16 protein-coding genes are annotated in these 18,856 nt (G+C 62.2%); 3 read left to right on the top strand and 13 right to left on the bottom strand.

Translation table 11 applies throughout. From position 1 onward, the window contains the following. Positions 1-912: CoA-binding protein (locus G3O01_RS26185; protein WP_205809531.1), on the bottom strand; the 912-nt coding region annotated here is incomplete at its 3' end. A 329-nt stretch (positions 913-1,241) separates the two neighbouring features. Here G3O01_RS26185 and G3O01_RS26180 point away from each other — a divergent pair. Next, positions 1,242-2,111, top strand: coding sequence for a LysR family transcriptional regulator (locus tag G3O01_RS26180; protein WP_205809530.1), 870 nt, complete (start codon positions 1,242-1,244; stop codon positions 2,109-2,111). Between the two features lie 576 nt (positions 2,112-2,687). After that, on the top strand, positions 2,688-2,840 hold the full coding sequence (locus G3O01_RS26175) for a hypothetical protein (RefSeq protein WP_205809529.1): 153 nt from the start codon (positions 2,688-2,690) through the stop codon (positions 2,838-2,840). Positions 2,841-2,982: 142 nt separating this feature from the next. Here G3O01_RS26175 and G3O01_RS26170 read toward each other — a convergent pair whose 3' ends face one another. From G3O01_RS26170 to G3O01_RS26150, 5 genes are all read right to left on the bottom strand, one after another. Next, positions 2,983-4,584 carry a peptide chain release factor 3 gene (locus G3O01_RS26170; RefSeq protein ID WP_205809528.1) on the bottom strand — a complete coding sequence of 534 codons (1,602 nt, stop codon included), beginning with the start codon at positions 4,582-4,584 and terminating at the stop codon, positions 2,983-2,985. A 232-nt stretch (positions 4,585-4,816) separates the two neighbouring features. Beyond that, positions 4,817-5,755: a fimbrial protein gene (locus G3O01_RS26165; protein WP_205809527.1), complete on the bottom strand. Its 939-nt coding sequence runs from the start codon at positions 5,753-5,755 to the stop codon at positions 4,817-4,819. Positions 5,756-6,163: 408 nt separating this feature from the next. Next, the gene (locus G3O01_RS26160; RefSeq protein ID WP_346779222.1) at positions 6,164-8,692 is read right to left on the bottom strand and encodes a fimbria/pilus outer membrane usher protein; all 2,529 of its coding nucleotides are present in this window, start codon (positions 8,690-8,692) and stop codon (positions 6,164-6,166) included. A 332-nt stretch (positions 8,693-9,024) separates the two neighbouring features. Continuing rightward, positions 9,025-9,774: a fimbria/pilus periplasmic chaperone gene (locus tag G3O01_RS26155; RefSeq protein WP_205809525.1), complete on the bottom strand. Its 750-nt coding sequence runs from the start codon at positions 9,772-9,774 to the stop codon at positions 9,025-9,027. A 65-nt stretch (positions 9,775-9,839) separates the two neighbouring features. After that, positions 9,840-10,400 (bottom strand): fimbrial protein, encoded by a 561-nt coding sequence (locus G3O01_RS26150; protein WP_205809524.1) that lies wholly within the window; start codon positions 10,398-10,400, stop codon positions 9,840-9,842. A gap of 1,038 nt (positions 10,401-11,438) precedes the next feature. Here G3O01_RS26150 and G3O01_RS26145 point away from each other — a divergent pair. Further along, positions 11,439-11,753 (top strand): hypothetical protein, encoded by a 315-nt coding sequence (locus tag G3O01_RS26145; RefSeq protein ID WP_205809523.1) that lies wholly within the window; start codon positions 11,439-11,441, stop codon positions 11,751-11,753. Here G3O01_RS26145 and G3O01_RS26140 read toward each other — a convergent pair. The 7 genes from G3O01_RS26140 to G3O01_RS26110 form a co-directional block, all read right to left on the bottom strand. Further along, on the bottom strand, positions 11,735-13,141 hold the full coding sequence (locus G3O01_RS26140; protein ID WP_205809522.1) for an MFS transporter: 1,407 nt from the start codon (positions 13,139-13,141) through the stop codon (positions 11,735-11,737). The two genes, G3O01_RS26145 and G3O01_RS26140, sit on opposite strands and share 19 nt — an antisense overlap. Positions 13,142-13,284: 143 nt before the next feature. Further along, on the bottom strand, positions 13,285-14,724 hold the full coding sequence (locus G3O01_RS26135; RefSeq protein WP_205809521.1) for an NAD-dependent succinate-semialdehyde dehydrogenase: 1,440 nt from the start codon (positions 14,722-14,724) through the stop codon (positions 13,285-13,287). Beyond that, positions 14,721-15,779, bottom strand: coding sequence for an aldo/keto reductase (locus G3O01_RS26130; RefSeq protein WP_205809520.1), 1,059 nt, complete (start codon positions 15,777-15,779; stop codon positions 14,721-14,723). The genes G3O01_RS26135 and G3O01_RS26130 overlap by 4 nt, the downstream gene beginning before the upstream one ends. A 30-nt stretch (positions 15,780-15,809) precedes the next feature. Beyond that, entirely contained in the window at positions 15,810-16,331 is a 522-nt protein-coding gene (gene fae, locus G3O01_RS26125) for a formaldehyde-activating enzyme (RefSeq protein ID WP_007747950.1), read from the bottom strand. A 588-nt stretch (positions 16,332-16,919) separates the two neighbouring features. After that, entirely contained in the window at positions 16,920-17,210 is a 291-nt protein-coding gene (locus G3O01_RS26120; protein ID WP_205809519.1) for an H-NS histone family protein, read from the bottom strand. 124 nt (positions 17,211-17,334) lie between these two features. Then, positions 17,335-18,534 carry a serine hydrolase domain-containing protein gene (locus G3O01_RS26115; protein WP_205809518.1) on the bottom strand — a complete coding sequence of 400 codons (1,200 nt, stop codon included), beginning with the start codon at positions 18,532-18,534 and terminating at the stop codon, positions 17,335-17,337. Between the two features lie 46 nt (positions 18,535-18,580). Continuing rightward, entirely contained in the window at positions 18,581-18,784 is a 204-nt protein-coding gene (locus tag G3O01_RS26110) for a hypothetical protein (protein WP_205809517.1), read from the bottom strand. Positions 18,785-18,856: the final 72 nt, after the last annotated feature.

Here is an 18,856-nt window from a genome sequence, read left to right as displayed (position 1 = left end):
CTTGAAGGCATCGGTAGCGAGCGTCGCGACGCCGCGGTCGCTCGTGATCAGCGTCGCTGTCGCGCCCGCCGCGACGCGGCCGACACCGAGCGTTTCGATTTCGTCGAGCAGGTCGTCGAGCGCATCGACGCGCACCACGCCCGCGCGCCGGAATGCGGCCGTGTAGAGCGCATCGTCGGGATCGCTGCGGCCCGAGCGCAGCGCCAGCACCGGCTTGTTACGCGCCGCCGCCCGCGCCGCCGACATGAACTTGCGCGCCGCCTGCACGGAATCCACTTCGAGCAGGATCGCGCGCGTGCCGGGGTCGCTTGCCAGATAGTCGAGCACGTCGCCGGCATCGACGTCGGCTTCGTCGCCGAGCGCGACCGCGTGCGAAAAGCCGAGGCCGCGCGCGTGCGCCCAACCGAGCACCGCGTTCGTCAACGCGTTCGACTGCGACACCCACGCAACGCCGCCCGAGCGCACCGTCACGGACGGCGCGCCGAGATGCGCCTTGAGCGTGGGCGTGATGACGCCCAGGCTGCCCGGCCCGACGACGCGCAACAGATGCGGCCGCGCAGCCGCAAGCGTGTGGCGCACGTCGTCGCGGCCTGCATCGCCGCGCGCCTCGCCGACGATGATCGCCGCGCGCGTGCCGCGCCCGCCAAGCGTGTGGACGATGCTGGGCCACGTCGATGACGGCGTGCAGATGATCGCGACACTCGGCGCCTCGGGCAGATCGCCCGCGTTGCCGACGCAGGCGTGGCCATCGAGCATGTCGTATTTCGGATTGACGGCCCAGACGGGCCCGTCGAAGCCGCCTTCGATCAGCCGTTTCCAGACCATCGCGCCCGTGCTGCCCTCGCGGTTCGAGGCGCCGATCACGGCAATGGATTTCGGGCGAAACAACGCGTCGAGATTGCGTACGGTCACGGGTGCTCCGTGAATGGGTAAGTGCGCGGCGAAGGCGCGCGATTTCATCAGGATAGGCGATGAGCGGGGCGCTGTGATGTCGTCGAACGCCGCGCCCGCCGCTGGCCCGCCTGCTGGTTTCCGTCTGATGTTAGCGCATGGTCCACCGCCACATGTGGCCGGCTTCGCGCGACCGCGCCCGCTCGCGCGGCCGTCCACCATGTAGAATCGCCCCACGGCACGCGGCGCCACGCTCCACCACGCGCCGCGAGAGTCGAAGCAAGGGAGCACGCCCGCCAGCCATGAGCCGCAGCGGGGCAGAGAAGAACGATGAGACTGAAGGAAGATTTATGCGGCGTCTGCCCTCGCTGATCGCGTTGCGTTTTTTCGAAGAGACGGCGCGGCACATGAGTTTCAACCGCGCGGCCGTCGCGCTGTGCGTGACGCAGGGCGCCGTCAGCCGGCAGATCAAGATTCTCGAGGAATCGCTCGGCGCGAAGCTGTTCGAGCGCGATCACAAGGGCATCCGCCTGACCAAGGCTGGCCAGCAGCTTTTGCCCTGCGTGTCTGAAGCCTTCGATACGCTCGAGCGCGGCACCCGCCAGGTCACGACCGCAAAAGGCCGCCGTCGGCTCGTGCTGTCGGTGCCGCCTACGTTCGCCACGCAATGGTTTTCGCCGCGTCTCGGCTCGCTGGCGGTCGAGTTGCCGGATGTCGAGCTATCCGTGCGCACGGAGCCCACCGACGACTGCCACTGCAACATCCGCTTCGGCCGCGACGCGCTGCCCGATGCGCATTCCGAGCTGCTGATGATCGAGCGGCATACGCTGGTCGGCGCGCCGCGTCTCACTGGCGAACCGCTGGATACGCTGCTGGAGACGAAGCCTGCGCTGCATGTGCTGCACAACGATGCACGCCTGAATCTGTGGCCCGACTGGCTCGAGAAGGCGGGGCTGCCCGCGCGATATGCCGAGAACGGGATCGAATTCTCCACGCTCGAGCAGGCGATCCATGCGGCTCGCAAAGGTGTGGGGCTGGCGATTGTCGATCGCAATATGATCGTCGAGGAACTGGCTGAAGGGAGTCTTGCTCCGATGTCGGATATCGAGGTGAGCGGTCCGTATGGGTATTGGCTCGATATCGCGTCGCGCCATGCTGGGATGGAGCATGTGCAGGCTTTTGCAGGCTGGTTGCGGGAGCAGGTGCTGGGGATGAATTGAAGGTTTGGTTTGGTCTGGTTTGGTCTGGTCTGGTCTGGTCTGGTCTGGTCTGGTCTGGTCTGGTCTGGTCTGGTCTGGTCTGGTCTGGTCTGGTCTGGTCTGGTCTGGTTTGGTTTGGTTTGCCTGAGTTATCGCTGGCATCCGCGACGCGACTTACCCCTTCACGCGTCGCCCCTGTGCGGGGCGGCACTTACTTTCTTTGCCGCCGCAAAGAAAGTAAGCAAAGAAAGCGGGCTAACACCGCCCGTTCTTGACCTCCGCCTGAGGGCCCCCAACAGTTCCTCCACTTCACACGGCATTCTGCCATTCAATGCCCGTTGCCAACGCTTCGGCCAAGCGCCTCACCCACTTCAAACACCCGTAGCACAGCGAATGGCAGCGCTTGGTTGCGGCCGCCCAGGTGGCAAACTGTGTGTCGGTTGTAGTGCTTCACACCCAGGCGTTCCTACGACACCGATCGTGTTTTTCAGTCCGGAGTCAATGCGTGTACGCGGCGAAAACCTACACACAGTTTGCCGCTATAGAACGTGGGAGATTTGATTGCGCGTGTGGCGACGCGGGAGTGTGAAGCGGGTGATGAGCCAATTCGAAGCGCTGGCAGCGGGCATTGATAAGAGCGATGCCGCGAACAGGACGGGGCCGTTGGGGGCCCGTGGGAAGGAAGAAGAATTTGCGGTGTTCAGCGGCTTTCTTTTGCCTACTTTTCTTTGCCGCGGCAAAGAAAAGTAGGTGCCGCCCCGCACAGGGGCAACGCGTGAAGCACGAAGGCAAATCGCGGATGCCAGCGAGAGCGAGAGCGAAAACGAAAACAAAACCACAAACGCCAGCAAAAACCCCACCCCCCCGCTGCTCGCGCAGCAAAAAACAACGACTACATCGCCTTCCGAAATGGCGCTCCCGAATGCTCGCGCAGCTCATTAAACACGATCTTCGGCCACGCCTTCTGCGCGACTTCGATCTCAGAGACATGCGACGCAAGATAAGTAGGCGCATCCGCCGCATCATAAGCAATCCGCGGCGCGTACGAATCACAGAACCGGCGCAACTCGCCGGCATCATCGCAGGTCACCCAGCGCGACATCCGGTACCGCGCCGGCGCCATCCGCACATCGACCTTGTATTCCGTCGACAGTCGATGCGACACCACTTCAAACTGCAGCTGCCCAACCGCGCCCAGAATCGTCAACCCGCCGACAACCGGCTTGAACACCTGAATCGCGCCTTCTTCGCCAAGCTGCTTCAGCGCTTCGCCAAGCTGCTTCGAACGCATCGGATCGACCACTTCGACGGTCTGGAAAATTTCCGGTGCAAAGAACGGCAACCCGACGAATTGCAGCATTTCGCCTTCGGTCAACGTATCGCCGAGACTCAGCGTGCCGTGATTCGGAATACCGATGATGTCGCCCGCGTATGCCTCGCTGACCGTCTCGCGACGCTGCGACAGGAACGTCACCACGTTGTTCGCGCGGAACGTCTTGTTGTTACGCGTGACCTTCAACGCCATACCGCGCTCGAAACGCCCCGAGCACACGCGGATGAACGCGACGCGGTCGCGGTGCGCGAGATCCATGTTCGCCTGCACCTTGAACACGACACCCGTGAACTTCGACTCTTCCGGCAGCACCGGGCGCTGCACCGTCTGGCGCGCGGACGGCGGCGGCGCGAGGTCGACCAGCGCGTCGAGAATTTCCTTCACGCCGAAGTTGTTGATCGCCGAGCCGAACAGCACGGGCGACTGCTGGCCCGCAAGGAATTCGTCGCGATCGAAAGTGGGAGTCGCGCCCGTGATCAGATCGATCTCTTCCTTCGCGCGCACCCACGCGTGACCGAAGCGGCGTTCGCCCTCTTCGTCGCTGAGCGCCTGAATCGTTTCGACCGCGCCGCCGAGCGTGTCCTGACCCGCGCGGAACACGCGCACCTGATCGTTCTGGATGTCGTACACGCCCTGAAAGTCCTTGCCCATGCCGATCGGCCAGGTGAACGGCACGGCCGACACGCCCAGATGCTGCTCGATTTCGTCGAGCAGATCGAGCGGCTCGCGCACTTCGCGGTCGAGCTTGTTGATGAACGTGACGATCGGCGTCTTGCGGCTGCGGCACACTTCGAGCAACTTGAGCGTCTGCGCTTCAACGCCGTTCGCGCCGTCGATCACCATCACGGCGGCATCGACGGCCGTCAGCACGCGGTACGTATCTTCAGAGAAGTCCTCGTGGCCCGGCGTGTCGAGCAGATTGATCACGCACTCGCCGTACTCGAACTGCATCACCGAACTCGCGACCGAGATGCCACGCTGCTTTTCGATCTCCATCCAGTCGGACGTCGCGTAGCGGTTGCTCTTGCGGCCCTTCACAGTGCCCGCGATCTGGATCGCGCCCGAGAACAGCAGCAGCTTTTCCGTGAGCGTGGTTTTACCCGCGTCCGGGTGGGAAATAACCGCGAACGTGCGGCGGCGTTTGAGTTCGGAGACTGACATGGGCAATTAGGGTCATGGCGCACGCCCTTGTGGCGCGCGGCCGTACGGCAATCGGGCCCGGCAATGGGCGGGCTGCCGCGCGCGGGAACAGATGCGAAGCGGCGATGATACACGTACCGGGATAACCGATTATTTTAGCTGCTGTCGCCGACCTGCGGTTCTTTGCCTGGAAAACCGGTTTGCCCCCCATCTCTTGCCGATAGCATCGGCGAGCGACCCTGGCGGCATGCCGCTACTGGAACGACATGGTAAATGTGGCCAGCGCCCTCACGCTACCCGCCGACACATCCGCCGTGCGTACATAGCGCGCCGTCAAAGGAATCTTGAGGGTACCTTGGGGCGCCGCGCCAACCTTCCATTGGCCGGGATTGCCCGGCGCGTTGGAGTCCGGTCCGTACGCGATCAACTTGCCGGCCGGATCGAGCAATTGAACGCCGACGCCCCGTGCGGTGGAATCCTTCGACGCGCCCAACGTCGTGCCCCGATTGGCGGGATCGACGCCGTCGGTGATCGTGATAAACGCAGTTCCGCCTCCGACGCACGTAAGCGACAACGAAAATGGCACGGGTCCGGCGACTGCGCCGACCCCCTGCGCAAGCGCGCGTGCCTCGATCGTCGGCAGGTCGACGCTGACGTTAGGCTGATCGACGGAACAGGTGGCCAACGCCAGCGAGCCTGACGCGCTCCCCGTGTACAGCGGCGGCTGGTTCCAGTAGCCGTTGTTGGCAGACGTTGTGAACCCAAGCGACACGGTCGGCGCCTTCGATAGCGTTGTCGCCCCCGACGCGATCGGACCTGTCACGACCAGACTCCAGGTGACGGACAGGTAAGCATATAAAGGTTCGTTGAAAAACCCTCGCATCGGACAGGAAAGGCGCAAGCTGTTATTGGTCAGGACCGCCCCGTGCGCATTGCACTGGGACGAGTTGAATGTATAGCGCACGCCAAGGCCAGGAACGTCCGTCGCATAAACGTTGTTGAAGCCGGGTGCCCGCGCCGCATTGGTAGAAAAATCGGCGTACAGGGTGTTGTCCGTTGCGAATTTGGGCTGATATTTCGGATCGTAGTGACAGTTGAACTGGAAACTTTCCGGCGCGTGCGTTGTGATCGTGGTGCCCGGAGCGGCATTGACGGGTATTGATATCGTCCCTGCGTCGAGCACCTTGTTCATGCCAGCAGGGTTGCAAATGAGAGCAGCGTGCGCTGCGCATGGCACGATCAACATGCAGAGCAAAGCGAAGAAACGCGCCAGACGCATCGCTGACGCAACGCCCGAGGCACCGAGGGACGGTGGCTCGGAATGGCTTGAGTTGAGACACATCGAGGTTGTTCCTTTTTGGTCAATGTCTGGACGAGCGGGCGCGACGACGCAGGCTCGTCATTGATAGGAGTCGGCAGTCGGGTAGCCGTCACACTGAAAACCGGCTAATGGCACGAAAGAAGGGCTTGTGCTGCAGGAGCAGCACGCACCCAGCGCCGTCAGCTGTATCAATCGTCTGAACCAGCGTCCGTCATTTCGGGTCATCTCCCACAGATTCATCCCGCCGCCTCCCGATACGCGAACCCTCTCCGGCCATGCTTATTTCGCCGGCGCTTGCACGCCGGGCTCCGTCGCAGCCGCCGGGATCGGCAGGCAATGCGTGTCGATCGCCGCGTAGCCCACTTCCGGCTTGCTGCCTTCCATGCGCGCCGGCAACGTGTAATCGATCCGGCATTGTTCGCTGGTCGCGATGCCCCACTTCACGGTCAGCGTTCCCGTGTCATACAGATCGCGCGTGAAGATGCGGCTGTCCTGTCCCACGACACCCACGCTCTGGCCTTTTTCGTTCTGCACGTCTGCGCCGAACGGCAGCGCCTCGCCACCCGCACGCGGCGCGCGAATCAGCGCCGCGCGGCCGGTATCGGTCGTGTACCTGAACAGCACGACTGAACCGAGGCGCGGCGCGGCGCTTGCCGACGTCGATTCGAACTCGACATCCATCGACGCACCCTTGGGATCGATATCGACCGTGTTCATCGAATAGGGCGTGAGGTACGGCACGATCGCGTAGCCCGCGCCATCCACCCTCGTATTCGTCGAGCCCGGTATGATCGCGCCGTGCGCGCCTTTCGCCTCGACGATGCCGAACGTATCGCCCACCGGCTGGGAAAACGTGATGCCGCCGCGATGCGCGACGATCGACCCGCTCATTCCCGCCGACGCCTGCGATGAACGCTCGGCGCCGCTCGCCGATGCCGTCAGTTGCGCGTACGGTCCGCGATATGTGCCGCTCGCGCCGCCGCTCGCCTTGACGCCGCCCTCCGAAGGCCTGTTCGCCGTGGCGTACACGTTGTACGAATACTGGTTCGCGGCGCCTGCCGTGCCGCTCAGGCTGTTTTGCAGGCTCGACGTGTCGCCGCTTGCATTGAAGCTGGTGGACAGCAGCGGCGCGTAGCGTGACTTGCCAAGCGGAATCGTCGTGGTCACCATGATTTCGTTCGACGGCGAGCCGTTCGCGTTTTCCGTGCGGCCCAAGGTCACGCTGTAGGTGCCGAAGCGAAAATCGTTCGAATAGCCCGCCTGGAAGAACAGATCGCGTCCACTGCGATTCCAGTAGTCCTGAGAACTCGCACTGATGAACACCGATCCATAGCGCTTCAGCCCCTGGCTGATCGTCAACTGGAATTGACCGCGCGTGCGGTTGGCGGCCGCGCCGGTCGATCCGTGCGACACGTAATCGCGCAACCGTGCGGCGTCGGTCAGATTCAGATAGTTGGCACTCGAATAGCGGTAAGCGCCGATCGCAAGGTTCGTGTCCGTTGCATCGACGAACTTGCTATAGCTGATGTGGAGGCTGCTGCCTCGCAACGATGCCTGCCCCGGCAATTGCGTACTCGCCAGCGTCACGTCGCCCGCGAGCGCGCCCACGGGCGTGTTCAATGCAACGCCGAGGTTGGCCGCCATATAACCCGTCGCGCCGATGCCCCCGCCATACAGCGTGACAACGTTCGTCAGACCGCGCTGCATCGTGAACTGCGCGAAGACGGGCCTGGTGCGCAGCGAATCATCGCGCAGTTCGCCTGCCGTGAAGGCGAAACGCGTGGTGCCTGGCCGCAGCAGTTGCGCGACCGATGCATAGGGCACCGTGAAATACTTTTCACGGCCGTCGGCTTCCGTCACGGTCACGTCGAGATTGCCGCCATAACCGGTTGGATAGAGATCCCGGATTTCGAACGGACCCGGCGGCACGACCGTCTCGTAGATCACCTGTCCGTTCTGCCTGACGGTGACATGCGCATTCGATTGCGCCGTGCCGCGCACGACCGGCGCGTAGCCGCGCAGCGATTCGGGCAGCATACGGTCGTCGGTGGCGATTTGCGCGCCGCGGAACGATACCGTGTCGAACACGTCGCCGCGCGTGTTCGATTCGCCCAGCACGATTTGCGAGCGCAACCGCGTCAGGTCGTGCTGGGCGTAAGTCGCGATCTCGTCGAAGCTGGTCTTTTGCCCCGTCATGGCCGTCACCGACGACTGATGCCGGAAATGCCAGCCGCCCAGGTTCACGCCGACGTTCAGTCCAAGGTATCCCTGCGTCGTGCGGGTGCCGTTGTTGTTCGACTGCCAGGCGTTCGCGTTATAGCTGAGAAAGCCCGCATTTACGCCGTTTTCCCAGAGTTCCGGCGGAACATAGCCGCGCGCCCGGTTTCGCATGTACTTCTGCGGAACCGTCATCGAGAGTTTCTGCTCGCCGAAATCGAAATCAGTCGTCGCGAGCGGGACGGCGGCGCCCAGGTCCATGCATACGCCCGTGTCAGGCGGCGGCGCGTTGTTGTCTTTGGCAGAATCGAGACGAGAAAAGTCCACGCCCCACTTCTCCAGCATCGCACGCGTGATGCAAGCACGTGCGCTCTTGCCGGCTGCTGTCGCCACAAAGGTCACGTTTTCGCGCCCGATACGGATGTCGTTGAGCCAGATGTCCAGGCTATAACTGCCTGGCGCCACGACGTTGTCGCGAGCAAAACGCGATACATCGACTTTCGCGCGCCCCTGCAGAAAAATCGGATCGAAGTCGACGACATCCGGCGATCCGGCCGCCACCGCCCGGTCGGCGCACAGACCGGTGACCATCGCGAACGCGTGCAGAACCAGGGCCGCGGCTGGGCGCAGCCGTCGTGGTCCCGTCACCGTTTCGGCGAAAGGCGGCAAATTGAATTGGCGCAAACAGGTCATGGCAATGAAACGCCTCGCGCGGAAAACGCATGGCTCGTGGTGCGTTTGACGGAAACGAAGTCCTGCATGACGGGATCGCAATTCCGTCAACAGCTCCTTCAACAGGTGCACAAATGCGCGAAACGCACGCGCGCGACGGCCCACCGTGCGTGAACACGCACGTGTGACCTTCAAAGCAGCGAAGTGAAAGCGCGGCCGGAGTCCAGCCGCTTATGAACTAAAGTCGCGCGCTACGGCGTGAGTGCCGCATCGCCTTCGATCGCACCGCCGAAATCATTGATGGCGATGTAGTGGACCTGTCCCGCGCGCACGCCTTCCAGCTTCGGGATGGCGATGATTGCCTTGCCGTGCGGCGCGACCATGCCCCCCCTATCGTTCGCATAACGCTGGCCATTCGCAGTGACCGTAATCTCGCTGAACGACACGTGGTAAGCCGTCGGATTCGACAACTGCAACGACTGGCCCTTGCCGTCCTGATCCGGCATGACTTTCCACTCGATCTGATGCGGCGCATCGTCCGGTGTGCCCGGCAGTCTGGCGGGACGCGCAAACAGCTTGATGCGCGTGCGATACGCGAGCTGCAGCGTGTTGACGTCCGGCTTCGACTCGGCCTTCGGTGGAATGTCCAGCACGTTCAGCCAGTACACCGATTCACGGTCTTGAGGCAACGGATCGCCGCTGTAGATCACGCGCAGCGTCTGCGCGCGCCCCGGATTCATGCGAAAAATGGGCGGTGTAATGACGAACGGCACCTTGCTTTCGTCGGGCTTTGCGTTGGCGTCGCCGCTATCGAGCCATACCTGAACCAGCGACGGAAAACGGCTGTCATTGGTCAGCTTGACTGTTACTTCCCGCTCGTCGAGCGGATAGATTACGCGCGTGCCGCTGATCGTCACGCTGGCGAGCGCAACGCCTCGCGTCGCGGCACATGCCAACAGAACAGCCAGCCATCGGCGGATCACTCCCGATACCATCAACATGTCGCGCGCTCCCTGCAATGCGCAAGAGCCGGGACGTACGCATGCGATCGCCCCGACATCAAGGATTACTGATATTGCATCGTGTACTGGACCGACGTAGTCACGTTGCCCGGTTCGGCCTTGCCCGTTGCGTAGTACTGCGCGAAGTAGTTCAGCGTAGCCGCGCCGCCCGTGATCGCCACGCCGTTGGTCGCCAGCGTATTGTTTTCATTTGTCAGGATGTTGATCGGTTGGGTATTCGCGTTCAGCAGACGCACTTGCACATTCTTCGCGGGCGAAGCCGATGCCTGGTTCGTCAGGTTTCCGCTGCTCGAATCGACCGTCGGGCCGTTCTCGAAACGCGCGATGACCTTCGTTGCCGAGCCCGAGCAGCCGCTCAGCGCGAACTTGATATCGCCTGCGTTCGACGTGCCGGCTGTCGCGCCAGCCGTTGCCAGCGCGCCCGTCGGCACGGTCGGCAACGTGACGTTGACGTCGATGGGCGAACCCGTTGCCTTGCCGTTGATTGAACACGTCGTGTCGGCAATAGCGCCGGTGATCTGAATCGTGCCATCGGCCGCCTGGGCTGCCGTCGACAGAAGTGCCGCGAAGCCGATCGCGGCCACGGGCAAAATGCGCTTTTGCATGCTGATGCTCCAAAGTTTCTACTGGTAAATTAAATTGCCCGCTGCTTCACTGATGCCCGTCGCGCCATACTTTCGATGGCAGCGTATTCACTTGCGTACGTAAGGCGCGGCCGTCACATCGTCATGCACGGAACTGGAAGCGATCCGGATGCAAGTCGATGGGCCGCGATCTGTATGAGTGAGATGCGCGACCCTGATGCCTGGTGACACGAATCGTTATAGAAGCCAGCTCAAAGGCAAACTCTCGCGTCGCTAATTTCACGCGAGCCGAATTTTCCATTACAGAAACCCTTCATTGAATGACGAAAATCAATCATCCAGATGCCAATTGCTCCAATCGCCCGAAATTCGAAAACAGGAACGACAAAGTGATTCTTTTGCGCACGGAAATGACAGGTAAGTCGGAAACGAATCGATAGACGCGCAGACTCTGACTTCGAGAGATATGTTTTTCAAGCGAGGCGCATTGAATGCTGTGACCAGCGTGAATATCGGAGGGAAGGTTTCAGTCTTAAAACCCAGATTGGTCACGCATCCGGCGTTCTTGAAGGTATTTCCGACGCCCGCAACGAAAATGCCACGCGGAGAATGCGCTAGAGCGCCCGATCAGAAAGCGCCGAACGCGCAGGCGCTTCAGCATGGGACCCGCGAGACTTTGCGGCCTATCGTGCTGTTGTATAAGCGAGCCCGCCGACGAAGCGGGCAAACGTACAACGGATACGGATGCGATGCGTCGAAGGACGCAAGAATGCGGGGGCGTTGATCGTATAGCTTTGCCAGAAAGAACGTCTCATCGCGAGAGCCGGGATCATGGCATATACAGGCAGAGTCACGGGAATTGACCGTGCAAAGTTCACACGGTCTTTCAGCATGGCGGCATAACAACTGGACCGTATCAGTCGTATGGCACAGGAGCCGTGACTCAGTCCGTCAGTTTCACAATTCCGCTTGCTAGTTGCCCTGCCGGGCTTGGATTCGCCGTTCATGCGCGGTGCGCGTATCAACGCAGCGCGGCCTGTATTGGTCTTGAACTTCAGCATGGCGACCGAACCCAGCCGCGACGCCACGCGTTCGGAGGTCGACAGAAACTCCACGTCGCTTGAAGAGCCTTTCGAGCCGATATTCACCGTGTTCATGCCATACGCGGTCAGGAACGGAACGACCGCACAAGCGCGCGAATCGACTTTCACGCCGGAAGCATTCGATTCTTGGTTCTCGACAATGCATTTTCTGGGCGGAGATGTGCGGGTATCGGTCTGGTTTAAAGTGGTAAGTCATATCGCGGATGCCAGCGAAAGAATCAACCCACACCCGCGCGCAGAAAAAGAAACTTATTACATCCCGCTCGCCTGATTCAAAGTCAGATGCTTGGTCTCGGGCGCCCAGGCAATCGACACAATCATGCCAACGAGCAGCACTGCAGCCAGCGCCAGCATGGTCGAATGAAAACCCAGTTGAGCAATGCCTAGCGGCAACAGAAACGTACCGACGGCCGAACCAAGACGACTGCAGGCAATAGCAAGACCTACCCCACACGCACGCACTTCCGTGGGAAAACACTCAGGCGGAAACACGCCAACCAGATTCGAGAACGCCGACATTGTCAGCGTGAATACGCCAAACGCGACGATCATCCACAGCGCCGCCGATTCCGGCAACACACTCAACGCGAGCAGCGACACGCAGGTAACGGCAAACGAGCCGATCAGAAACGCGCGGCGCGACAGCTTGATCGTCAGCCAGATGCCGAGCAGCGCGCCGATCACGAGAAAGCCGTTCAGCAGGAAATCCGCGCCCGAGCCGTTGTCGAGATGAATCGCCTTGAGGATGGAAGGCAGGAATGTGTAGATCGCGAAGTACGGAATCACGAGGCACACGAAGAACGCGCAGTTGAAGATCGTGCGACGGATCAGATCAGCCTCGAACAGACGTGCAAAGCCGCCTTGAGCGCCGGGCGCATGATCGTCATGCGCGCCGTCGATCGTCACGTTCGGGCCGAAGTACTTCAGCACGATCGCCTGCGCTTCCGCGACGCGGCCCTTGCCGTGCAGCCAGCGCGGCGATTCGGGCGTGCCGATACGCATGACGAGTACCGCAAGCGCCGGCACGCCCGCTGACGCCAGCAGCCAGCGCCATGCATCGGGCGATGTATCTGCGTAATACAGGCCGAGCACGTTCGCGACCACGTAACCGATCGTCCAGATCACGCTGAACGAGCCGAGCAGTGTGCCGCGATGCTTGCGCGGCGAAAACTCCGCGAGAATCGCATGACCGACAGCAAAATCGCCGCCCATGCCAAAGCCGATCAGCACGCGCAGCGCGCAGAGCATCGCCGGCGACGACACATAGAACTGCGCAAAAGCCGCGAGCGTGATGATGAGAAAGCTCAACAGAAAAATACGCTGACGACCCATGCGATCAGACAGCCACCCAAACACGAGGCTGCCGACGAAAATACCCATCAGCGCCGAACTGCCGATCATCCCTTGCCAGAAGGCATCGAGCGGCATCTGCTTGTTGAGCGACGCGAGCGCGTAGCCGATCGTGCCGAGCGCGAAGCCTTCCGTGAAGTGCGCGCCAAACGTCAGACCGGCGATCTTGATGTGGAATTTGTTCAGAGGAACATCATCGAGCGAGACGGTGTTGCCGTTCGCGCGATGAGGCTGTTGCGGGTGAGCCGGCGCGGCAGCGCGCGCGGACGCGAGGCCGGACGGCCGCGCAAGCAGATCTTGATCGCTCACAGTGTCTCCATGTGTCGGTCAGCGTTAGCGCTTTAGCGCTTACGCTGGCCCCATGCAATTTATTGCGTCTCGCGTCCCGTGATCCGCGCCGGGACGCTTCCTTCCATGCGATCCGCCGCGCGTGGCGGACGAAGCACCGACGCCTAGCGGCCCAGGCCGCCCATCATCATGTACTTCAGTTCGACGTATTCATCCATGCCGTACTTCGAACCTTCGCGGCCGAGACCCGACTGCTTGACGCCGCCGAATGGCGCGACTTCCGTCGAAATGATCCCTTCGTTGATGCCGACCATGCCGCTTTCCAGCGCTTCCGCGACGCGCCACGCACGACCGAGATCGCGCGTGTAGAAATACGCGGAGAGACCGAACGGCGTGTCGTTCGCGGCCTTGATCGCTTCGTCTTCCGTCTTGAAGCGGAAGCATGCGGCGACCGGCCCGAAGGTTTCTTCTTCGGCGATCAGCATCGACGGCTGCGCGTCGACCAGAACCGTCGGCTCGTAGAACGTGCCGCCCAGCGCGTGACGCTGGCCGCCCGTCAGCGCCTTCGCGCCCTTCTGCTTCGCGTCGACCACGTGCGTTTCGACTTTCATCAGCGCCGCTTCGTTGATCAGCGGACCTTGTTCGACGTCGCCTTTCAGCGCATCGCCGACGCGCATCTTCTTCACGGCTGCCGTCAACGCCTGCGTGAAAGCGTCGTAGATGCCGTCCTGCACGTAGAAGCGGTTCACGCACACACACGTCTGCCCGGTGTTGCGGAACTTCGATGCCATCGCGCCCTGCACAGCGGCTTCGATATCGGCGTCGTCGAACACGATGAACGGCGCGTTGCCGCCCAGTTCGAGCGACAGCTTCTTCAGCGTATCCGCCGACTGCTTCGCGAGCAGCTTGCCGACGCGCGTCGAGCCCGTGAACGACAGCTTGCGCACGACGGGCGACTCCGTCAGCACGCCGCCGATCACCACCGCATCGCCGGATACGATGTTGAACACGCCCGCCGGAATGCCGGCGCGTTCAGCCAGCACGGCCAGCGCGAACGCGGACAGCGGCGTTTCTTCCGAAGGCTTCAACACCATCGTGCAACCGGCCGCGAGCGCGGGACCAGCCTTGCGCGTGATCATCGCGAGCGGGAAATTCCACGGCGTAATCGCCGCGACCACGCCAACGGGTTCCCGCGTGACGATGATCTTCGAATCGGGCTTCGGGCTCGGAATCACATCGCCGTAGCTGCGCTTCGCTTCTTCGGCGAACCATTCGAAGAAGCTCGCCGCGTAGCCGACTTCGCCCTTTGCTTCGGCGAGCGGCTTGCCTTGCTCGCGCACCATCAGTTCGGCGAGCGCGTCGCGGTTTTCGAGCATCAGCTCGCCCCAGCGCTTCACGCGTGCGCCGCGTTCCTTCGCGGTCAATGCGCGCCATGCGGGGAACGCGCGCTCGGCGGCGTCGATGGCTTGCGCGGTTTCCTGCGCGCCGCCCTTCGCGACGTTCGCGATCACCTCGCCTGTTGCCGGATTGCGAACCGCGTACGTGTTCGCGCTGTCGTACCACTCACCGTTGATGTAATGGCCGGTGCGGAGAAATTCACTCATGCTGCTTTGTCCAGGTTGCCTGCCAGGTTGCCTGGCACTTCGGCGAACGTGCCTTGCGCGGCACGCGCTTCGCGTGCGATGCGCTTGCCCGCCGTGTAGTCGTTGATCAGATCGCACGGCGTGTAGTTGCGCTCCAGCTCGTGCAGTTCTTCCGCGTCGAGCTTCGTATTCAGCGCGGCCAGTGCGCTGTCGAACTGCGCCGGCGTATCCGCGCCGACCAGCATGCTCGAGATGCCTTCATGCTGCAGCACCCAAGCCTGCGCAATCTGCGCTGCCGACACACCGCGCTTCGCTGCCACGCGCGCCACCGATGCCGCGATTTCGCGCGAAGCCGTGTCGCCGTACATTTGCGCGGTGAAGAAGTCGGTCTGGTTGCGGGTGGATTGCAGATCGCTCGTCAAGAGACCGCGTGCGAGCGGGCTGAACACCGACACGCCCACGCCCTGATCCTGGCAATACGGAATCATTTCGCGCTCTTCCTCGCGATACGCGAGGTTCAGCTGCAACTGCATGTTGATCGGCTTGTGCCAGCCGTTGCGCTCGCACACCTGCATGATCTTGGCGAACTGCCACGTGTACATCGTCGATACGCCGATATAGCGCGCCTTGCCCGCGCGCACGATGTCGTTCAACGCGCCCATCGTTTCTTCGACGGGTGTGTTCACATCGAAGAAGTGCAGCATGAAGATATCGACGTAGTCCATGCCCAGACGCGTGAGCGAACCGTCGATGCCGTCCATGATGTGCTTGCGCGAGTGGCCGCCTGCGTTCTGGTACGTGCCCATGTCGTAGCCGACCTTGGTCGTCACGACGATTTCTTCGCGGCGCGCGAGGCGCTTCAGGATGCGGCCGACCACTTCTTCGCCGACGCCCGTCGAATAGAAGTCGGCGAGGTCGATGAAGTTGACGCCGGCTTCGAGCGCGTGACGCACGATCGGCTCGCTTTGCGCTTCATCGAAAATCCACGGCTTCCATTGCGGCGTGCCCATGTTCATCGTGCCGAGGCACAGACGCGAAACTTTCAGGCCCGACTGGCCGAGGCGGATGTATTCCATGATGTGTTTCCCCAGATGCTTTCGGGCTGGTTAGCGCTGCTTCGGCGTATAGAACGGGTTCGACACTTCGCGTGCCGCGGCGAACACTTCTTCCTTGTGCGGCAGGCCCTTCATTGCCGCGAGAATCGCGTTCTTGCACGCGCGGTAGTTGTTCTCGAAGACGGCGTCGAGATCGTCGGTCTTCGGGTTGACCCAGTTCGCCGACACGACGACCCAGTCGTTTTCCGCTTCGGGCGGCAACGTGCCGTTTTCCAGCGACTCGGCCACCGCCTTCGCGATGCCCGCCTGCGATGCGCCCCACGTCGCGTTGCCGTGGAAGTCGCCTTCGATCTGCGCCTTGTTCACATACAGCGTCAGCGGCTTGGTCGGCACGCCCGGACGCGCGATCACGACGAACGGCGCGTGACCGGCGGAAGGCGTCGACAGCGCGGTCGCGAATGCCTGGCCGGCGGGACCGTTGCGCGGACCGACCAGCACGTTGATGTGCGCGAGGTTGACGCCCGGGCCTTCGAATCCTTCGCCGATATACAGTTGCTTTTCAGTGGTGCTCATCTTGTTCAGTTCCATCAGGTTGAGTGGGATGCGCTGATTGTGCTGGCCGAAAAGCAGGACGATGAAGCGATGTTTTTTGATCCGGGGTATGAGGCGCACTCAACTCCGGGTTTCCACTGAGTCATGACTCCGGGCGAGTCAAGCGTTGAGGTGAGGGTTTTCGGGATTCAGTGAGAAAGCCGCGAACGGCCGCTTATGGAGGCACGCAACGTTCGCAAGGCACGGTTAGCCCATGCGGCGACGAGAACGCGTGAAACCGCGGCGCGGCGCTGCACGCTGGTCCGCAAACCCTTGCTGGACAAGGCTTTCACGCAGAACGATGGAAGCAGTAACAGACACACGATGCCGAGCCGTCACGTCACGTACCGGCGAACAGAGACGCCCCCGGTGCACCGCATGGACCGGTCAACGTGCTAAAAAACGTGGAAAGGTGAGCGTTTTCGGGACTCTCGCAACGGTGCGCTTATCCGATGCTTCCGTACTCACTGTACGGTTCACAGCCGGCGGCCGGCACCACTGCGGGACGAAAAGGACTTATGAAGAAAGCGCAAACGCACCCATCGTTGCGATGAGCGCGTGCCGCAAATTTCATTCGGCAATCAGAAACTTGTCGCGATTCTTACCCGCTAGCCAGCCAGGCGCACGACCGCGGCCGCTCCAGGTTTCGCCTGTCTTCGGGTTGCGGTACTTGGCCGGCAGCGCAGCTTTGCGTGCCACGCGCACCTTGCTCGAGAACCCCAGCTCCTCGGCAGTGATGCCGTAGTCAGCGATCTTCTGTTTGATGTCATCGATCGCCTGCGTCACTTCCTGTTCCCGTGCCTGTTCCATCTCCTTCTGAAGCTTTTCGAGCTGGGCGGTCAACTGTCTGTATGTGGCCATCTGGCGAAGTCTCCTTGTAAAGCTGTACGGCAACTGAGACCGTATCAGACCTAAAAAGTGCCGGGTAGCAGTGTAGTGCTGTCGAAGCACCGCGAACACTGCGAAGCGTCAAAAAGCGTGAAGGTCAAGCGTCGATTGCGTCGTAAAGACGCCGCTCGAAGTCCAGCACCATGTCGAACGGTTCGACCGAACGCCGCTGGATCAGCATCTGTCCGATCAGATTTTCGACGGGATCGGCGAACCAGCTCGTGCCGAAGGCGCCTGGCCATCCGAACGATCCTACCGATCGGTAACCGAGCGGCAACTGCTGCGCGGGATCGTCGACGATCGACAGGCCGAGGCCGAAGCCCTGTCCCGACCACTGCACGTGTCCGATGGAAGGCATGCGCCGCTGGTCGCCCGCGAGGAAGTTGGTGCGCATCAGATCGACGGAACGATGCGAGAGCAGACGCACGTCATCGACGCGGCCGCGCTCAAGCAGCAAGCGCGCGAACTGCAGGTAATCTTGCGCCGTCGATACGAGACCGCCACCGCCGCTCTGAAAGCGCTGCGGATTGGCCCAGCGGCTAGCGGGAGGACGGTCTTCGACGACGCGCCGCCGTGAGTCGGGATCGATCGCATACGCGGTGGCGAGGCGCGGGAGTTGCGCGTCCGGCACCACGAAGGCCGTGTCGCGCATGCCGAGCGGCTCGAAGATGCGCGTGCGAAAGAACTCGCCGAGCGTGAGCCCGCTGATACGCCCGATCAGCACGCCGAGGACATCGGTGGCGATGCCGTAGTGCCAGCGCGAACCAGGATGGAACATCAGCGGCAATGTAGCGATGCGCGCAAGCCAGGCGTCAGGCTTGTGGGCCGATTCCAGGCCGTTGAACACCGACGCATAGGCATCGGCAAGCTGCCCCGTCGACGTGAAGTGATAGGCGAAGCCGGCGCGATGCGTCAGCAGATCGAGCACCGTGACCGGCGTGCGCGCGGGTTCCGTGTGATCGAGCGGGCCGGTGGGATCGCAAAGCACACGCGGCGCGGCAAGCTCGGGCAGCCACTGCGCGACGGGCGCGTCGAGTGCGAGGCGGTCTTCTTCGATCAGCATCATGACCGCGGCGCTCGTCACCGGCTTGGTCATCGACGCGATCCGGAACAGCGTGTCGCGCTGCATCGGCAGTTGCCCGGCTTCGTCGCGCCAGCCGCGCGCATCGAACAGTGCGGTCTCGCCGTTGCGCCACGCGTGCGTGACGACGCCCGACACTTCGCCGCGATCGACGTAGCCCTGCATTGCATCCGTCAAGCGCGCGAGACGCGCGGCCGAGAATCCTGCTCTGAGCATAGACAGTCCCCGTGGACAAGGCCGGGCGCGCGCAACGCAGCGGCGCTCAACGCTTGTAACGAACTTCGAGTGCGTGCAGCGTATCGCTGAGCTTCTGGACGCGCCTGATCTGCGACGGCACGAGCGCGGCAAGCGACACCGAATTGATGCGGCTGCGCCAGTATGACAGCGGAATCCCGTCGGCAGCAGAGATGCGCGAGATGACGTGTTCCAGGTGCTCGATGTCCTTTTCGATCTGTTCGTGATTCATTGCCTTCCCCGTCGTCCCTCGCCAAGGCGAAATCGGTTAGCACGAAGTGTGCCGCGGGAAATCGACTGCCGC

It is taken from the genome of Burkholderia sp. Ac-20365 (assembly GCF_017104715.1).
Classification (GTDB): Bacteria; Pseudomonadota; Gammaproteobacteria; order Burkholderiales; family Burkholderiaceae; genus Paraburkholderia.
Note: the sequence above shows the minus strand (reverse complement) of the source record. Positions and strands in the feature narration are given on the sequence as shown.